General features: G+C 71.2%; 16 protein-coding genes. 5 read left to right on the forward strand and 11 right to left on the reverse strand.

Annotated elements, in window-relative coordinates; translation table 11 throughout:
* Positions 1 to 75: 75 nt before the first annotated feature.
* The 6 genes from ACYSUO_RS08185 to ACYSUO_RS08210 form a co-directional block, all read right to left on the reverse strand.
* Positions 76 to 2,307: an MMPL family transporter gene (locus tag ACYSUO_RS08185; protein ID WP_461775366.1), complete on the reverse strand. Its 2,232-nt coding sequence runs from the start codon at positions 2,305 to 2,307 to the stop codon at positions 76 to 78.
* A 215-nt stretch (positions 2,308 to 2,522) separates the two neighbouring features.
* Complete coding sequence (locus ACYSUO_RS08190; RefSeq protein ID WP_461775367.1) at positions 2,523 to 3,440, reverse strand: YihY/virulence factor BrkB family protein; 918 nt, start codon at positions 3,438 to 3,440, stop codon at positions 2,523 to 2,525.
* Positions 3,430 to 4,017 carry a hypothetical protein gene (locus tag ACYSUO_RS08195; RefSeq protein ID WP_461775368.1) on the reverse strand — a complete coding sequence of 196 codons (588 nt, stop codon included), beginning with the start codon at positions 4,015 to 4,017 and terminating at the stop codon, positions 3,430 to 3,432. Before ACYSUO_RS08195 ends, ACYSUO_RS08190 begins: the two co-directional genes overlap by 11 nt.
* Positions 4,007 to 5,041 (reverse strand): DUF6286 domain-containing protein, encoded by a 1,035-nt coding sequence (locus ACYSUO_RS08200; protein ID WP_461775369.1) that lies wholly within the window; start codon positions 5,039 to 5,041, stop codon positions 4,007 to 4,009. Before ACYSUO_RS08200 ends, ACYSUO_RS08195 begins: the two co-directional genes overlap by 11 nt.
* Positions 5,038 to 5,229 carry a hypothetical protein gene (locus ACYSUO_RS08205; RefSeq protein ID WP_461775506.1) on the reverse strand — a complete coding sequence of 64 codons (192 nt, stop codon included), beginning with the start codon at positions 5,227 to 5,229 and terminating at the stop codon, positions 5,038 to 5,040. The genes ACYSUO_RS08200 and ACYSUO_RS08205 overlap by 4 nt, the downstream gene beginning before the upstream one ends.
* A gap of 70 nt (positions 5,230 to 5,299) precedes the next feature.
* Positions 5,300 to 5,812: an Asp23/Gls24 family envelope stress response protein gene (locus ACYSUO_RS08210; RefSeq protein WP_461775370.1), complete on the reverse strand. Its 513-nt coding sequence runs from the start codon at positions 5,810 to 5,812 to the stop codon at positions 5,300 to 5,302.
* Between the two features lie 215 nt (positions 5,813 to 6,027).
* On the opposite strand from ACYSUO_RS08210, the gene ACYSUO_RS08215 reads away from it, so the two are divergent.
* Genes ACYSUO_RS08215 through ACYSUO_RS08225 form a run of 3 tightly spaced genes read left to right on the forward strand, consistent with a single transcriptional unit; the run spans position 6,028 to position 7,657 of the window.
* On the forward strand, positions 6,028 to 6,612 hold the full coding sequence (locus ACYSUO_RS08215; protein ID WP_461775371.1) for an RNA polymerase sigma factor: 585 nt from the start codon (positions 6,028 to 6,030) through the stop codon (positions 6,610 to 6,612).
* Complete coding sequence (locus tag ACYSUO_RS08220; protein WP_461775372.1) at positions 6,609 to 7,313, forward strand: Asp23/Gls24 family envelope stress response protein; 705 nt, start codon at positions 6,609 to 6,611, stop codon at positions 7,311 to 7,313. Before ACYSUO_RS08215 ends, ACYSUO_RS08220 begins: the two co-directional genes overlap by 4 nt.
* The gene (locus ACYSUO_RS08225) at positions 7,310 to 7,657 is read left to right on the forward strand and encodes a hypothetical protein (RefSeq protein ID WP_461775373.1); all 348 of its coding nucleotides are present in this window, start codon (positions 7,310 to 7,312) and stop codon (positions 7,655 to 7,657) included. The genes ACYSUO_RS08220 and ACYSUO_RS08225 overlap by 4 nt, the downstream gene beginning before the upstream one ends.
* Before the next feature lie 14 nt (positions 7,658 to 7,671).
* On the opposite strand, the gene ACYSUO_RS08230 is transcribed toward ACYSUO_RS08225, so the two are convergent.
* From ACYSUO_RS08230 to ACYSUO_RS08250, 5 genes are all read right to left on the reverse strand, one after another.
* Entirely contained in the window at positions 7,672 to 8,661 is a 990-nt protein-coding gene (locus ACYSUO_RS08230) for a ThuA domain-containing protein (RefSeq protein ID WP_461775374.1), read from the reverse strand.
* Between the two features lie 44 nt (positions 8,662 to 8,705).
* Entirely contained in the window at positions 8,706 to 10,862 is a 2,157-nt protein-coding gene (locus ACYSUO_RS08235) for an outer membrane protein assembly factor BamB family protein (protein WP_461775375.1), read from the reverse strand.
* 152 nt (positions 10,863 to 11,014) lie between these two features.
* Positions 11,015 to 11,860, reverse strand: a complete 846-nt coding sequence (locus tag ACYSUO_RS08240) for a citryl-CoA lyase (protein WP_461775376.1) — start codon at positions 11,858 to 11,860, stop codon at positions 11,015 to 11,017.
* Positions 11,857 to 13,059, reverse strand: coding sequence for a CaiB/BaiF CoA transferase family protein (locus tag ACYSUO_RS08245; RefSeq protein WP_461775377.1), 1,203 nt, complete (start codon positions 13,057 to 13,059; stop codon positions 11,857 to 11,859). The genes ACYSUO_RS08240 and ACYSUO_RS08245 overlap by 4 nt, the downstream gene beginning before the upstream one ends.
* Before the next feature lie 94 nt (positions 13,060 to 13,153).
* A complete protein-coding gene (locus tag ACYSUO_RS08250) occupies positions 13,154 to 13,957 on the reverse strand; it encodes an IclR family transcriptional regulator (RefSeq protein WP_461775378.1) in 804 nt (267 codons plus the stop codon).
* Between the two features lie 177 nt (positions 13,958 to 14,134).
* Here ACYSUO_RS08250 and ACYSUO_RS08255 point away from each other — a divergent pair, with 177 nt between their 5' ends.
* Both ACYSUO_RS08255 and ACYSUO_RS08260 read left to right on the forward strand, forming a co-directional pair.
* Positions 14,135 to 15,640, forward strand: a complete 1,506-nt coding sequence (locus ACYSUO_RS08255) for an aldehyde dehydrogenase family protein (RefSeq protein WP_461775379.1) — start codon at positions 14,135 to 14,137, stop codon at positions 15,638 to 15,640.
* The gene (locus ACYSUO_RS08260; RefSeq protein WP_461775380.1) at positions 15,637 to 17,415 is read left to right on the forward strand and encodes a thiamine pyrophosphate-binding protein; all 1,779 of its coding nucleotides are present in this window, start codon (positions 15,637 to 15,639) and stop codon (positions 17,413 to 17,415) included. Before ACYSUO_RS08255 ends, ACYSUO_RS08260 begins: the two co-directional genes overlap by 4 nt.
* Positions 17,416 to 17,457 lie beyond the last annotated feature (42 nt).

Consider the following 17,457-nt stretch of genomic DNA (forward strand, 5'->3'; position numbering starts at 1 on the left):
GACGTGGACAGCCTGACAGAGGTGTGCCGCGACGCTGCTGTACGCGGCGTCGCGGCACACGAGTCATGGGCCGGGTCAGGTGCGCACGACTTGCTGCGGGTGGTGCGCGCCGGCTTCCGGACCGGTGTCGGACGCGGACCGCGCGGTGAGCGTGGCGCCTTCGACGTCGACATGCGGAAGCAGCTTGTCGAGCCGGCGGGGCAGCCACCACGCCTTGTTGCCCAGCAGGGCGAGTACGGCCGGTACGAGTGCCATGCGAACCACGAAGGCGTCGAAGAGCACGGCGACCGCGAGGCCGAACCCGATCGTCTTGATCATGGATTCGCCCGATCCGACGAAGCCGGAGAAGACCGCGATCATGATCGCGGCGGCGGCCACCACCACCCGGGCACTGTGCCTGAATCCGGTCACCACTGCCTGGGCGGGGCGCTCTCCGTGGACGTACGCCTCGCGCATCCGGGCGACGAGGAAGACCTCGTAGTCCATGGCCAGGCCGAAGACGATTCCCACCAGGAAGATCGGCATCAGGCTCATGATCGGGCCGGTCTGCTCGACGCCCAGGAGCTGAGCACCCCATCCCCATTGGAAGACGGCCACCACGGCGCCGAGCGAGGCCAGCACCGACAGCAGGAATCCGAGGGCCGCCTTCAGTGGTACGAGCAGGGAGCGGAAAACCACCAGGAGCAGCACCAGGGACAGCAGGACGATGACGGCGAGGTAGGGCACCAGCGCGTCCTGGAGGGCCCGGGCGATGTCGATGTTCATGGCGGTGCTGCCGGTGACCTCGAAGGTCGCACCGGTCCGCGCCTCCAGATCCGGGCGCTCGGCGCGGATCGTCTGCACGATGTCCTTGGTGGCTTCGTCGTTCGGCCCCGTCGCCGGGGTGGCCGAGAAGAGTGCGGCGTCGCCTGTTTCGTTGAACTGCGCGGGTGAGACGGAGACGACGCCGTCCGTCCGCTCGATCACTCCGGTGATGGTCTTCGCGGCCTGCGCGGGGTCGTCGGCCCCCTTGGTGTCCACGACGACCGTGAGGGGGCCGTTGAACCCCGCGCCGAAGCCGTCCGCGAGCGCGTCGTAGGCACGCCGCTCCGTGGTGGAGGTGGGTTTGGCCTCGTCTCCCGGCATGCCCATCTCCAGCTGGGTGGCGGGCAGGGCCAGCGCCCCCAGACCCACGACTCCCACCAGCAGGACCGTCAGCGGGCGACGCAGCACGAAGCGGGCCCACCGGGTGCCGCCGTTGTCCCGGTTGCCGACTCCCTGGTGTGCGGCGGCGAGGCCTCCCTTGCGCATCTTCCGGGGGAGTACGGCGTTCGGCCACATGCCGAGCAGGGCGGGCACCAAGGTCAGCGCGATCAGGACGGCCGCGACGACCGCTCCTGCGGCGCACAGGCCCATCTTCGTCAGCATCGGCACGCCGATCACGGAGAGCCCCGCCAGGGCGATGACGACCGTGAGTCCGGCGAAGACCACGGCGGAACCGGCGGTCCCGACCGCGAGCCCCGTCGCCTCGCGCGGTTCGTGGCCGTTCGCCCGTTCCTCCCGGTAGCGGGAGACGACGAACAGGGCGTAGTCGATCCCGACCGCGAGTCCCAGCATGGAGGCGAGCGTGCCGGTGGTCATGTCGAGTCCGAAGGTGCTGCCGAGCGCGAGGATCGCGCACATGCTGATGCCGACGCCGATGACGGCGGTGAGCAGCGGCAGCCCCGCGGCCGCGAGCGACCCGAAGGTGATCAACAGAACGACGGCGGCCAGAACGATGCCGATGGCTTCGCCGGAGCCGCCCGCCGCCGGCTGCTTCGCCAGGGCGGTACCTCCCACCTCGACCGTGAGCCCGGTGCCGCGGGCCTCGTCGACGGCGCCTTCGAGGGCAGCCTTGTCGGCGTCGGTCAGATCGGCTGCCTTCACCTTGTAGGTGACCGTGGCGTACGCGGTGGAGGCGTCCTTGCTCACCGCGCCCGCCTTGAACGGGCTGACGGCGCTTGCCACTTGGGGATCGTCGGTGGCTTCGGACACCAGGGTGTCGATGGCGGCCCGGTTGTCGGCCGCGGTGACCTTCTCGCCCTGTGGGGCCTTGAAGACGATGCGGGCGTCGGCGCCGTTGGCATCCGAGCCCGGGAAACGTTCGCCGAGCAGGTCGAACGCCTTCTGTGCCTCGATTCCCGGCATGAACGACGTATTGCTGTCGTCGGCGGCCGGAGCCTTGGCGGCGCCGACGCCGACGGCGCCGAGGATCAGCGCCCATAGCAGGGCGACGAGCCAGCGCCGCTTGAAGGCGGTGCGGCCCAGTCGGTAAAGGAGGGTAGCCACAGGGATTGTCTCTCCAGGGTCACGGTCGCGGACAGTCACCAAGGCTGCCCGCGAAGGCCCTGTCGGCGCGTCGTGCGCGTGCGGTCTCTCCTGGTTGGTGCCCCTGCACGAGGAAGGGTGCTTGCGTACTACCTGAGGAGGAGGCCCCCTCCAGCGACCCGGGCAGGAGGCCCCCTCCAGGGGGCGGCCGAGTCCGCTCGACACTCACACACCGCTCAGCCCGACGCCCGCCCCTCCAACTCGCTGAGCTCCGCGGTGAACTGTGCGCCGGCGAGCAGCGCCAGGTTGGACAGCCACAGCCAGATGAGGAAGACGACGGCGCCCGCCAGCGATCCGTAGAGCCTGCTGTAGGTGCTCAACTCCGAGGTGTAGAAGGCGAATCCGGCGGAGGCGCACAGCCACAGGAAGGCTGCCAGGGCGCCGCCGGGGATGCTGTGGGTGCGGACGCGGGCCTGGGCGGGGCCGGTGCGGAAGACGATGACGACGAGGAGGGCGACCACGCACAGCAGCAGGGGCCAGCGCAGCAGGCTCCAGGCCCAGGCGGCGGCGGTGCCGAGACCGAGGTAGCGGCCTATTGTCCCGGCGACCGGTCCGGTCATCAGGAGCACCAGGGCGCTGAGGACGAGGATGCCGAGCAGGGCGAGGGCCGTGATCAGGATGCGGTGGGCCTTGTGCCAGGTCGAGCGGCGGTCCGCGACCCGGTGCATGCGGTGGACCGCGCGACGGAACACCGCGAGGTAGCTGGAGGCCGACCACAGTGCGCTGACCGTACCGGCGCCCAGCAGGGTCCAGGCGGCGGTGCCGTGGTGCAGTGCCCGGGACAGCACGTCGTGGAGCTGGGTGCCGGACTGGCCGGGAGCGTATTCGGTGACGTGGGCGATGAACTGCTCGGCCGTCTCCGGGCTGATGAGGCTGAAAGCCAGGGAGATGACCAGCAGGGAGGGCAGCACGGTCAGGATCGCGTAGTACGTGAGCGCGGCCGCGGAGTCCGACATGTCGTCGCGCCACATCGACGCCGGGGTGCGGCGCAGCGCGGCTCGCCAGGTCCGCACGGGACCGTCACCTCTCGACGGGGCGGGGCATTGGTCGCGTTCGTGCGGCGTTCCGTCGAAGGCGTGCGGGTCAGCGGACATGCGGCCTGCGGTGCGAGCGTGCGGAGAAACGGATGTGCATGCGGAAACGGTACGGGGCGAGCGCGTCCCCTGTATCGGAGGCGATCCTGGTGAGCGGGGGGAGGACGGTGGAGGGTGTGGTGTCTTGGTGGAGACGTACGTGGAGTACGGCGTCGAGTCGGCCTGTCCGTGACCCGCCGCGTACCCGGGGCCGGCAGTGGGCGACACCGTCGACGTCCTCCACGAGACCGGCCAGTGTGTCCTCCAGGGCACGGGTGCGCAGATGGCTCCGGGAAGTGGGCAGGGCCACCAGTCGGCGTCGTCCGGTGCGTAGTTGCCGCGCCGCCCACCAGGCGAGCAGCACGGCGGCGACGACCGAGGCGGCCATGACGGTGGGCGTCCACCACTCCTGGCCGCGCATCGAGGCCAGGCGCTCGGCGGGGACGAGCGGGGTGTCAGCGCCGAGGGCGGACCACCGTTCGGGGCCGGCGGACTGCCAGGACGTGTGCCCCAGTGAGAGCCAGGCACCTGCCGCCACGGCGACCAGGCCGCACAGGGCCAGCGCGATCCGGTTCAGGAGCGTACGACTACGGGGCATCAGTGGCACGGCCCTTCTGCTGGCGTGGTTCTTGTTCCGTTCGGGAGCCCTCGGGGGCCTGACCCGTTCGGGAGCCGGCGAGGGGTACCTGCCCGTGATGGCCGTCGTTCCGGCCGGACTCGGCGGTCCAGGCGCTGTCGGGGCGGACCTTGACGCGCAGTCTCGGCGGGCGGCGCAGGCAGCAACCGTCAAGGACTGCGTGTGCCGCGGCCTGGACGTCGCGTCGCGCGATCGCCCTGTCCCCGAAGGCCAGTTGGGCACGGACGACGACGCGGCGCCGCCGCACCCGGACCCGTACGGTACTGATCCCCGGGACGTCCCCCACGGCATCACGCACCACGAGTGCGATCGCCGTGCGGTCCATGGCCGCCCGCAGCCCGGCGCCGGGGGAGGTCACGGTGAGCAGGCCGCGGCGGCCGGGGCTGACCGCGAGGGCGATCATCAGGATTCCGAGGACGGCGAGCGCGCCGGCGGCGATGCCGACGAAGGGGGCGTCCGGGCCGTGCCGCTCCAGCCAGTGGACCGCCTGGGTGCGCCAGGAGGCAGCCGGGAGGTGTGCCGCATGCACTCTGATCAGGTCGACCGCCAGTGCGCCGCAGGCGATGGCGGCCGTCAGGGCGAGCAGCGCCGTCGGCAGCCTGCGCGGTGACCACCAGCGCAAGGGCGTGCGTGAGCCGGAGACCTGGTGTGTGGCGGCCGGGTCTGCGGCTGCCACTGCGGTCACCGCGGCCGTCAGGGGGTGGAGACCGGTGACATGGACTCGTGCCGTCCTGACATGAAGGCCCGTCAACTCGCTTGTGCGGTGGGCGACATGGTCCTGGACCTGGCGGGCCGCTTCGGGCAGTGGCGCCGGGAACGGCAACGCCACCTTCACCCCGACGTCCGCCCGGCGTCCACTGACGGTCGCGGAACCCGCCCCACTGCGGACGGGAGCCGCGGTGGCCTCACCGGCCGCACGCCCGGCGATCTTGCCGACGACCCTGTCCGCGACGACGGTCGTGCCCCGCTCGGCGGCTTCGGTCATCGCCGGCCCCGTTCCCAGCTGTCGCGCAGCTCCTGGACACGCCCGCCGGCGTCGAACCAGTGCCCCACCGCCCCGCCCAGAGCGCCGAAGACGGCCACGAGCAGGAACGCCCCGAAGCCCCCGAAGAACCCCGCATAGGCCAACGCCATCCCGGCGAGCACCCCGATCATCGCTCTGGTCACTGCCACCTCACCCCTTCTCGGCCGGTGCCACGGGGCTCCGGCCGCCATCCGTCGGCCCGTACGTACGACCAGCCGGTCACTCCACGCGGGTCTCCGCGGCGGGTGCCTCGTCGTCCTCGGGCAGGTGGACGTCGTTGATCGTGACGTTCACCTCCACCACCTCCAGGCCGGTGATGCGCTCCACCGCGGAGATCACGTTCTCGCGCACGTCGCGGGCCAGGTCCGCGATCGGGACCCCGTACTCGACGACCAGGTCGATGTCGATGGCCGTCTGCCGCTCGCCTACCTCGACCTTCACACCCCGTCCGACGTTCGGCCGTCCGCCCGGCACCCGGTCGCGCACGGCGCCGAAGGTGCGGGACAGGCCGCCACCCATGTCGTGGACCCCGGGGATCTCCCGTGCCGCGATACCGGCGATCTTCACCACGACGACATCGGCGATGGACGTCCTGCCGCGGTCGGCGGCGGGCTGGTCGGCTCCCGTCTTGCCGCCGAACACCGCCGTCGCCTGCTCCGGCCGGCCGCCCCGCTCCATCGGCACGTTCGTGGAGGCCGGTGCGGTCGGTGCACTCTGCGTGTTCGTGCTCATGGCGTGTCCTTCTTCCTGCGGTCGGTCACGTGCTCTTACGTGGATAGACCCGCCCCGGACGCATCTGTGACGCGCCAGTCGGAAGAACTTTTTCGGGACGTCCCGGCCGAGACGCCGTCGTCCGTCGGCCTCGTCGCGCCGGACCGTGAAATGGTGCGTCACAGATGCGGCGCAGGTGTGTCCAACAGTCAGGAAGAGACGAGAGGAGCCACTCAGTGGCGGGTGCCCGCAGACATACCGCACCGCCGGAGGGCGGAGGTGCGACCGATGACGCGCTGCTGGCGGTCCGGGCCGCGGAAGGGGACGAGGACGCCTTCGCCGTCCTCGTCCAGCGGCACGCCCCGGCGCTGTTGCGCCTGGCCACACGGCTGCTCGGCACCCGCACCGAGGCGGAGGACGCCGTGCAGGACGCCCTCATCAGCGCGTGGCGGCGGCTCCCGGAGTTCCACGGCACGGCGTCGTTCGGCACGTGGACGTACCGCATCGTCACCAACCGGTGCCTGAACATCCTGCGATCCCGCAAACCGGTCGCGCCGCTGGAGACGGCGGGCGAAGTACCCGCGCCCGAGCACACGGTGTCACCGGCCCGGATCGCTGAGGCCCGCGACGCCGTGCGCGAACTGGGCGCCGCCCTCGACCAACTGTCGGCCGAACAACGCGCGTGCTGGGTGCTGCGCGAACTGGACGGCCAGTCCTACGACTTCATCGCGGAGGCGGTCGGGATCAGCCAGGAGGCTGTCCGTGCCCGTGTCTTCCGTGCACGACGCTGCCTGACTCAAGCACTGGGGGCCTGGCGATGACCGCTCACACCGACCCGCCCAACACACACTCCGAGGGCGCCGACGACGAGCAACTGCCCTGCGGCCGCATGCTGTTCCAGGTGTGGGCCGCGTGGGAGGAGCAGTCGGACGACCCGCACCTGCACGCCTGCCCGCACTGCCGTAGCGCCGTCCACGATCTCGACGAGCTGGAATCCGCGGTGCGCGACCTGCGCGGGGAGTCACTGGACGATACCGACCATGACGCGGCGGCACTGACACGCCGTGTCATGGACGTCGTACGACTCGAACTGCGTCCCGGCCGCCCGCTGCCCCTGGGGGAGCCCGACGAGGACCTGTGGGTCATGGAGGCGGTCGCCGCGCGGACGCTGCGAGCGGCTGCGGAGACCGTGTCCGGTGTACGGGCCGGTTCCTGCCGCCTACGGCCCCTGCCCGAGCCGGGCGCACCGGACCGGGTCGAGGTCAGAGTCGAGATCCACGCCCCGTTCGACGCCTCCCTCCCCGACCTCGCGGAGGACGTCCGTACGCGGGTGTGGGACGCGGCGGACCGCGACCTCGGGATGCCCGTCGCGGCCGTGGACATCCGTGTCACGGACCTGACCGACCTCACCGACTCCACCGACCTCACTGACTTCGACGACTTCACCGGCAGCACCGGCCTCACGAACAGCACCGACAGCACCGACAGCGCGACCGATGGTCAGGAAGGCCGATCCCGATGACCCGGACCAGCACGCCCGACCACCTCACCGAGGCCATCGCCCGCGCCGTGGCCGATGTGCCCGGTGTGGCCTTCCTCAGGCCCGGTCTCGCCGGGCGCCTGCGCTCCGCGCTGGCCCAACCGGGGCCGCTCGGAGGCGGCGGGCCGTCCGGCGTGCGGCTCACGCCTCCGCAGGGCGCCGACGGCCCCTGGCGCATCGAGATCCAGCTCGTCGCGCTCGCCCACTCACGCACGGTGGACGTGGCCCGCGCCGCCCGGCGGACGGCCGAGGAACACCTGGCCAAGGCCGTACCGGACGAGGACACGCGGGCACACGTCACCGTCACCGTCACGGGACTGATCTGACCGGGGGCCGTGACTCACCCCGCCCGGCAGAACGGCTCCTTGCCCATGGCCCCTTCGATGCCGCCGAGGATCAGCTTCTGGAACTGTTCGGCTCCGGGGAAGGAGCCGTCCGTGGTGAAGTCCTTGGCGTCGTGGCCGAGCGTGGTGAGCCAGGCGCGGCCGCCGTCGTAGTACTGGCACCAGGCCACCGGGTGGGACTTTCCGTGTCCGGGGTGGCCCTGGCTGCCGGTCACGCCCTCGGCGAGGGTGGACTCGTCGACCTTGGCGAGGAGGCGTACGCGGGTGGGGGCCGGGACGAGGTTGTACCACTCGTCCGTGAAGTTCCAGCGCGCCGGGAGGTCCTTGGTGGAGGTGTCACGGTGGTTCTCCGTGACGACCGTGCCGGGCTGGTTCGGTCCGTGGTCGTAGAAGTTGGCGTTGCCCAACAGGCCTTCGTACCAGGGCCAGTTGTATTCCGTGCCGAAGGCGTTGTGGATGCCGACGAAGCCGCCGCCTCCGCGTACGTACTGGCGCAGCGAGGTCTGTGCCGCGTCGTCGAGGGTGTCGCGGCTGGTGGAGTAGAAGATGACCGCGTTGTAGTTGAACAGGCGGGAGGGCGTGGACAGTTGGGTGACGTCCTCCGTCCAGTCGACCGTGAAGTTGTTCTTCTGGCCCATGGCGACGAGTGCCTTCTGGACGACGTTCGTGTCGCTCAGTGTGGGGTTGAGGCCGCTGCCGAGGGCTGGGCCGAGGTTGGCGTGGCGGGGGCCCGCGGTGCGGGTGTAGAGGAGGACCTTGTAGCCGTCGGTGGCCGGGGTGAAGTTGCCCCAGTCGTGGTAGCACTTGGGGCTCGTGCCGCGGCAGACACCGTAGTCGGGGTCGCCGAGTTCCTGGGCTCCGGCGGCGCCCGGTTTGGTGTCGCGGGTCTGGCCGTGGGCGGCGCCGAGGAAGGCCGCGAGGGCTACGAGTGCGGTTGCGAGCGCCGCCGCGAGCAGGGTCATCGGGGTGCGGGGTCTTGCCGTCATGTCGGTCGGACCTCCCATGGAAACTCTCGGAACTCTCGGAACGCTCACTTGACGACGATCTTGCCCGTGGACTGCGGGAAGGCCGGGTCGTTGTAGAAGTACTCGCCCGCCTCGGTGAAGGTGTGCTTGGCCGACTGGCCCGGCATCAGCAGCGCTGTGTCGAACTCGGCGTCGAAGAACGCGGCGGCGCCGTGCGCCTGTTGGTTGTCGGCGGGGTTGGCGAAGGTGACTTCCGTGCCGACGGGGACGGTGAGGTGCTGGGGTGCAATGGCGTTCTGGGCGACGGTGTTCTCCGTCGGGCCCGGTGCGTTGGTCTTGGTGTCCCAGACGCGGCCGAGGGTGACCGTGTTCTTGGCCGTCTCGCCGGTGACCGCCGCGGTACGGATCTGGTTGCGGCGCGAGGGTGGCGTGGGCGCCGGCGCCTGCCCCACCTTGCCGCCGATCTTGAACGCCCACAGGTGGTCGCCGCGGGGGATGTCGGGGAACGGCAGCCCGTTGCCGCCTGCGAGGACCGCCACGTACTGCTCGCCGTCGATCTCGTACGAGACGGGGATGGTGTTGACCCCGGCGCCGCACTGCCACGTCCACAGCGTCGAGCCGTCGGTGTCGTCCATCGCTTCGAGTACGCCGTCGGGGCGGCCCTGGAAGAGGACGCGGCCCGCCGTGGTGAGGATGCCGTTGCCGTGCGCGAGGGACCAGTCGCCCTCCTTGCGCCAGGCGACCGTGTTCGTCCGCGGGTCCATGGCGACCAGGCCGCCGCCGAACAACTCACCTAGCGGACGAGCGGTGTTGACCCTCCCGCCGCGTGTGTTGGAGTACGAGGAGTTGACCAGGCCGTAGCCGATGTAGACGTAGCCGGTCTTCGGGCTGAAGGACGGGAATCCCCAGTCACCGCCGCCGCCCGCGCCGGGGAAGATGATCGTGGCCCGGTCCCAGAACACCGAGTACAGGCCGCCCGCCGGGTAGAACGGCACCGGTTTCGTCGGCTTGTCGAAGCGGGGGAACGGGTCGGTGAACGGCTCCCCGCCGGGGAACGGTTGCGTCGGTGATGTCTTCTGGAGGGTGTGCTGGGGGACCTTGCGTTCCTCCATGCCGTGCAGTGCCTCGCCGGTGCGCCGGTCGAGGATGTAGAACCAGCAGGTCTTGGAGCCGTAGACGACCACTTGCCGCTTCTTGCCGTCGACGAGGAGGTCGGCGAGGACCGGCGCCATGACGTTGTCGGCGTCCCAGATGTCGTGGTGCACCGACTGGAAGTGCCAGCGCCGCTTCCCGGTCTTCGCGTCGATCGCCACGATCGAGTTGGCGAAGAGGTTGTCGCCGCCGCGCGAGGAGCCGTCGGTGCGGGGGTAGGGGTTGCCGAACGTCCAGTAGACCAGGCCGAGTTCGGGGTCGACGGCCGGGTGGATCCAGGGCACGGCGCCGCCGGTCTTCCAGGAGTCGCCCTCCCAGGTGTCGTGGCCGTACTCGCCGGGGCCCGGCGGTCCCCAGAAGGTCCACACGACGTCGCCGGTCTTCGCGTCCAGCGCGTAGCCACGGCCGCGCGCGCCGGCCGTCGAGCCCTCCGTGCCGACGTAGATCCTGCCGTCGTGGTGCACGACCGCGCCGGCGAGTCCGCCGCTGTTGCCGCCGCACTGGCCGCTGTTGTTGTCGCAGCCGTCGTCGCCGCCGTTGTCCTCGACGATCAGCTTCTTCTGCCAGACGATCGCACCGGTCCTCTGGTCGAGGGCGTAAACGATGTTGGCGCCCGAGATGGTGAAGACCTTGCCCTCGGCGACGGCGACACCACGCATGTTGGTGGTCTCGGTGCCGAGGTTCGTCTTCCACAGCACCTTGCCGGTGCGCCCGTCGACGGCGAAGACGTTCTGCTGTGTCGTCTCGACGTACAGCACACCCTTCTGCACGACGATCGTGCACTGCTGGTACGCGCTGGTGGAGCCGCCCTCCAGATTGATGTGCCAGGCGCCGCCGAGCTTTTTGACGTTGCCCGGGGTGATGTCGGTGAGGGTGGAGTGGTTCTGATTGCCGTAGTTGCCGCCGACCTTGGGCCAGTCACGCGCGGCGACGCCGAGGGTGGCGGGCTGCGCGGGGACGGGGAGCGCGAGGCCGGCGGGCTTCGGTGCCGCCTCGGCGGTGGCGGCGAGTGCGGGGAGCGAGGTCGCGCCGCTCGCGGCGGCGGTCAGCAGGAAGGTGCGTCTTTCCATCGTTCAGTGCCTCGATTCGATCAAGGTCCGCTAGATGGTTCGAAAGTTCCGCACAGTAGGTTCGCGGGATGGTGGGTCACGTTAGGGACGGGGGTGCGGGCATGGCAATACCCGGGGCGGGGGTTGTTGCCGGGAACTTCCTCAACTGACGTTCACGCAGGTGAAGTTGGTGCCACCAGGTGGACCGGGACCATCGACGGCGGCATGGGGCTCTTGTTGCGGCGCCCCTGCCCCGTCTCCTCCCAGGCGTGCGCCAGGATGCCGACGCTGCGGCTGAGCACGAACAGGCCGCGCGCCAGCGGCGCGGCGAAGCCGAGTTCGGCGTAGATGACGGCGGTGGCGCCGTCGATGTTCATCGGGACCGGCTTGCGGCCCTCGCGGCCGCGGTTGAGGTGTGCCTCCACGGCCAGGGCCGCGCGCAGGTAGGTGCCCTCGACGGTACCGTCCGCCACGGCCAGCTCCACGAGTGAGAGCAGCGGGTCGCGGCGCGGATCGTGGGGGTGAAAGCGGTGGCCGAAGCCCGGAAGGTAGCGGGAGCGTGCGCGCCACTCGGTGATCACGTCGACTGTGGCAGCTTCCAACTCCTGTCCTGTCGCGTGTAGTTCGACTATGTCCGTGAGTAGCTGTACGCACTGCTGGCCCGCCCCGCCGTGCACGTCCCCGAGCATGTTCACCCCGGTCGCGACCGCGCTGTTGAGGCCCACCCCGCAGGTCGCCGCCATCCGGGCGGCCGCGATGGAGGGCGCCTGCGGGCCGTGGTCGACGCCTGCCACGAGGGCCGCTTCGAGGAGGCGGGCCTGGTCGGGGCGGGGGAGCTCGCCGCGCAGCAGCAGCCAGATCGTCTCGACGAAGGTGGCGTGGCCGATCAGCTCCTGCACGGGGCGCTCGCGCAGTTCGATGATGCCAGGCTCGATGCGGCTGACGGCCGTGGCCCACCACTGGGCGACCTTGCTGTCCGGGTCCTGCCGGTCCTGCCCCTCGGGGGGTGCGGCCGTCATGAGCGCAGCGCCTCAGTGGCGCGGCTGTCGGTGCGCCAGCGCGCGATGAGCCGCTCGCGTTCCTCGCCGTGCTGGTCGAGCAGCGGGGGAGGGGAGGCCGGTGGCAACGGCTCGCCGTCCACCAGGACGCCGTTGCCGCTGACCCGTAGCGTGCGGTCGGAGCCGTCCGGATAGGGGAGATCGGTGAAGAACCCGCGGTGCGCGAGCTGTTCGAGCTCCACCGCCTCCGGCACGGTCAGGACGCGCGCGGCGGGGACTCCGGCGGCGGAGAGTGTCTCCTCCCACTCCAGCGCCGTCTTCTGGGACAGCGCCGCGTTCAACTCGGCGTTCAGCTCGGCCCGGTGGAGCTTTCGTGCCTCGCGCTCCGCGAAGCGCGCGTCGTGAATCAGATGGGACAGACCGGTGAGACGGCAGAGCGTGGCGAACTGTTCCTGGCGGTTGGCCGCGATGTTCAGGCCGCCGTCGGCGGTCTCGAAGGTGCCGGACGGTGCGGCCGTCGCGTTCTGGTCGCCCATCGGCTCCGGATCGACTCCGCTGACAAGGTAGTTGGAGACGGCCCAGCCCATCGCGGACAGCGACACCTCCAGCATCGAGACATCGAGGTGGGCGCCCTGCCCGGTCCGCTCGCGGCCGAGCAGGGCGGCGCTGATGGCGAGGGCCGCGCCCATGCCGCCGAGCGAGTCGCAGACGGGGAAACCGACGCGCAGCGGGGCGGTGTCCGTCGTGCCGGTGATGCTCATCATCCCCGACACGCCCTGGATGATCTGGTCGTAGGCGGGGGCGCCGCTCATCGGGCCCGACTGCCCGAAGCCGGTGATGGAGCAGCTGACCAGGCGCGGATTCAGGGCGTCGAGGCGGGCGCCGTCGTATCCCATACGGGCGAGGACCCCGGCCCGGAAGTTGTCGAGGAGTACGTCCGCGCCGCGCACCAGCTGCTCGAAGTCGGCCCGGTCGGCGGGGTCCTTGAGGTCGAGGGCGAGGGACTGTTTGCCGGCGTTCTGGGCGAGGAAGGAGGCCCCGATTCCGCTGCGGTTCAGCTCGGGGTCGGGGCCGAGGGCGCGGGCCAGATCGCCCTTTCCGGGCTGCTCGATCTTGACGACCTCGGCGCCGAGCAGCATGAGGTGGTAACTGCAGTACGGTCCAGCGAGCACGTTCGTGAGATCGAGTACGCGGATTCCTGAGAGCGGTCGTTCGGGCATGCACCGGCTCCTTCTGCGGTTCCTGAGTGGGTTCACGGCTCCCGCGGGGAGGCTTGCAGGTCCCCGCGGGGAGGGTTGCAGGCCCCCATGGGCATCACTTCTTGGCGCCGACCGGACTGAGCGGGTGGTCGAAGCCCTGTTCCGACATCTGCCGGGCGACCTCGACGAGCGCGGTGGCGAACCGCTGGACGGTCGCCTCGGGGAAACGGTGACTCGGGCCGCTGAGCGACAGCGATGCGACGACGGTCCCGGTGCGGCCGAGCACGGGCACCGCCACCGCCGTGAGCCCCTCGTCGCGCTCGCCCCTGCTGACGGCGAACCCCTGCTCGACCGCGACGTCCGCCCACACCCGCAGCTGTCGAGCGTGCCCCTCGCCGTGCGGCGAGTCGAGGGCGATGCGGCGCAGCAGGCTCTCGGGTGCCGAGCGCAGCAGGATCTTCGACGAAGCGCCCGCCCACAGCGGGAGTTCGTCGCCGACCCGCACCACATGGCGCAGCGGCTGTGGGCTCTCCTGCTGTGCCACGCACACCCGGCTGAGCCCGCGCAGCATGAACAGGTTGACCGTCTCCTGCTGCTCCTCCGCGAGCTCACGCATCAACTTGCGCGTCTCACGCGGGAGTTCCCAGCTCGTGTGCGCCAGGTGCGCCCAGCGCCACAGGCCGGGGCCCGCCGTGTATCCGGCAGGGGTGTCCCAGAGGAGGCCGCACTGTTCGAGGGTCTGCACCATGCGGACCGCCGTGGTCTTGGCGAGCCCCGTGGCATCGACGATCTCCCGCAGGGTGACCGCCGGCTGATCCTCGGTCAGCAACCCCAGGATGTCCAGAGCCCTGCGCACACTGCGTACGCCGGTCGCCCCCTCCGTCGCCTGCTCGGGTCCGGTGCTGTCGGTGCTGCCCATGGGACCGCCTTCCGTCCGCTGTCGTCTGCGCCAGCCGCCGTCGGCTGCCGTCCGTGAAGATCTTCTGCGACTGAATCTTCAACTGACCTCTTGTCACGGCGAGTTGGCGCCCGTACGTTACACGCCGAACCACAGAGCAGTCCACCAGTACCACTCAGCGGTTTCCTGGGAGATGTCATGCTCGATTCCCTTCTCAAGGCCGGCGTGGACGGCGTGGTCGTCGACGCGCCCCCGTACATCGCCGGCCGGTGGGGCGGTGACGGACCCGAACTCCTGCGCACCGGCCCCTACCTGCACCGCACCGTCAGCCGGACCACCGCCGCGACCGGCGAAGAGGTCACCCGCGCCCTGACCTACGCCCGCCCCTCCGCCCGCGCCGTGGCCCGGCTCGCGCCCGCCGCCCGCGCCGACATCCTCGACCGCGCCGCCGTGGCCGCCACGGCCCACCGCGAGGACCTCGCCCGCCTGCTGGCCCTCGAACTGGGCAAGCCCCTCAAGGACGGCCTCGGCGAGATCGACCGTGTGGCGGACACCTTCGCGGTCTGCGCCGCCGAGGCCCGGCAGATCGGCGGCGACACCCTGCCCGTCGCCGGACGGCAGCGCGGCGTCGGCAACACCGCCTTCACCTATCGTGCGCCCGCCGGGGTGGCCCTGGCCATCACCCCGTTCAACGCCCCCGCCAACCTGCTCGCCCACAAGCTCGGCGCCTCCTTCGCCGCGGGCAACACCACCCTCGTCAAGGCCCCGCCGCAGGCCCCGGCCGCCACCGCCGCCGTGGTCGCGCTGCTCCTCGAATCCGGCATGCCGCCGCAGGCCGTCCAACTCCTGCACGGCGGTGGCGAGATCGGCGCCCTGCTGTGCGCGGCCGACGAGGTCGCCGTCATCAGCTTCACCGGCAGCGCGGCCACCGGCCAGGCCGTGGCCCGCGCGGCCGGCGCCAAGCGCCTCGTCCTCGAACTCGGCGGCAACGCCGCCACGATCGTCTGCGAGGACGCCGACCTCGCGAAGGCGGCCAAGGAGTGCGCCCGCGCCGGATACAGCAACTCGGGCCAGAGCTGCATCTCCGTCCAGCGCGTCTACGTCCACAGCTCCCGCTACGACGACTTCCTCGACCGGCTCACCACCGCCGTGGACGGCCTCAAGGTCGGCGACCCGCTCGACCCGGACACCGACGTCGGCGCCATGGTCGACGAGGAGGCCGCGGAGCGCGTGGTGCGCTGGTCGGCCGAGGCCGCCGACGGCGGGGCCCGGGTGCTGCGCGGCGGCAGCCGGGACGGCGCCACCGTGGCCCCCACTGTCGTCGCGGGACCGCCCGCGCACGCCTCCGTCGTCGTGCACGAGGTCTTCGGCGCGCTCGTCACCGTGCTCCCGTACGACGACTTCGACGCGGTCATCGAGACCTGCAACGCGAGCCGCTACGGGCTGCAGGCCGGCCTGTTCACCAACGACATCGGCCGCATCGTCAAGGCGTGGCGCGAGCTGGAGACCGGCGCGCTGATCGCGGGCGGCACCTCCAACTACCGCCTGGACCATGTGCCGTTCGGCGGCGTGAAGGACTCCGGCTTCGGCCGCGAGACACCCCGCTCGATGATCGACGACTACACCGTCGTCAAGACGCTGATGCTCCGCGGCCTGTCCGTGTGGGGCGACACGACCACCCTCGACGGGGAGATGGACGCATGACGCACGAGACCGCCACCCAGGACCCCGCTCAGGCGCCGACCGTCACCGCCGCCCACGCCCTGGTCCGCCAACTGGAGTCCTACGGCGTCCGGCATATCTTCGGCACCTGCGGACACACCAACATCGCCCTGCTCGACGCCCTCGCCCCCAGCTCCATCGAGTTCGTCATCGCCCGCCACGAACAGGCCGCCGCCCACGCCGCCGACGGTTACGCCCGCGCCACCGGCCGCCCCGGCGTGCTCCTCACGCACGTCGGCCCCGGCATGATGAACGCGGTCACCGGCGTCGCCACCGCCGCCCTCGACTCCGTGCCCCTCGTCGTCCTCTCCGGCGACATCCCCTCGTACTACGCGGGCCGCCACCCCCACCAGGAGGTCAACCTCCACACGGACGCCGACCAGAGCGCCATCTACCGGCCGTTCACCAAGCGCACCTGGGACGTGCACCGCGTCCAGGACCTCGCCCGCACCACCGAACGCGCCTTCTGGACCGCGCAGTCGGGCCGACCCGGCGCCGTCCTCGTCAACATCCCCATGGACCTGTTCAACCGGCCCGTGGAACCGTACGAGAATCAGTACCCGCTGCCGGCCGTCACCGGCGCACCCGGCCTCGACGCCGCGACCGCGGAACGCATCGCCGACCAACTCCTCGCCGCCGAGAGGCCGTTGATCTACTTCGGCGGCGGCCTGCGCGACCCCCGAGCCAGGGAAGCCCTCGCCGCGCTCGCCGAACACCTCGACATCCCCCTCGCCCACTCCCTGATGGGCAAGGGCGTCCTGCCGGACACGCACCCGCTGCTGCTCGGCATGCCCGGTTTCTGGGGCCTGGACTCCACGCACGCGTACACCAAGGGTGCCGACGTCGTCCTCGCGCTCGCCACCCGGTTCGCCGAGACCGACGCCAGTTCGTGGGACCCCACTTACACCTGGAACTTCCCGCCCAGCAAGCTCATCCAGATCGACATCGACCCGGCCGAGATCGGCCGCAACTACCCGGTGGAGATCGGCGCCGTCGCGGACGTCGCCGACGCGATCCGCGCCATCGACGCCGCCGTCCGCGCCCGGCAGCCCGAGCCGCGGCGACGCGAAGGACTGCGCGCCTCCATCGCCACCGCCCGCCGCGCCGTATTCGACACCGCCCGCGAGGACGGCCGCAGCGACGCCTTCCCGCTGCGCCCGCAGCGCATCCTCGCCGACCTGCGCGATGCGCTTCCCGACGACGCGGTCCTCGTCACCGACGTCGGCTGGAACAAGAACGGCGTCGCCCAGTGCTACGAACTCCCCATGGGCGGTCGGTTCATCACCCCTGGTGGCGCCTCGACGATGGGCTTCGGGCCGGCTGCCGCCGTCGGCGTCCAACTGGCCGAGCCCGAGCGCGTGGTGGTCGCCCTCATCGGCGACGGCGGCATGAGCGCCCAACTCCCCGCGCTGCCCATGGCGGTGGAACAGGGCCTCCCGGTCATCTTCGTCGTGATGAACAACCGGGCCCACGGCACCATCGCCGACCTCCAGTCCGCCTCGTTCGGCCGGTCCTACGGCTGCGAGTTCACCGACGCCGAAGGGCGCCCGTACAGCCCGGACTTCGCCGACCTCGGCACCTCCTGCGGCGCGGACGGCTACCACGTCACCGCCCCCGCCGACCTCGCGAAGGCGCTCGCCGACGCCGTCACCCGGCGCAGGCCCGCCGTCATCGACGTACCCATGGTCAACGAACCGGTGCCGACCCCCGGCCACTGGAACATCAAGGACATCTACCGCGGATCCTTCACCGACTGACCGCCGCCCCCCTACCCCCGCCACCTGCCCCCGTCCCCGCCA

This window comes from Streptomyces sp. UC4497, from assembly GCF_054871485.1.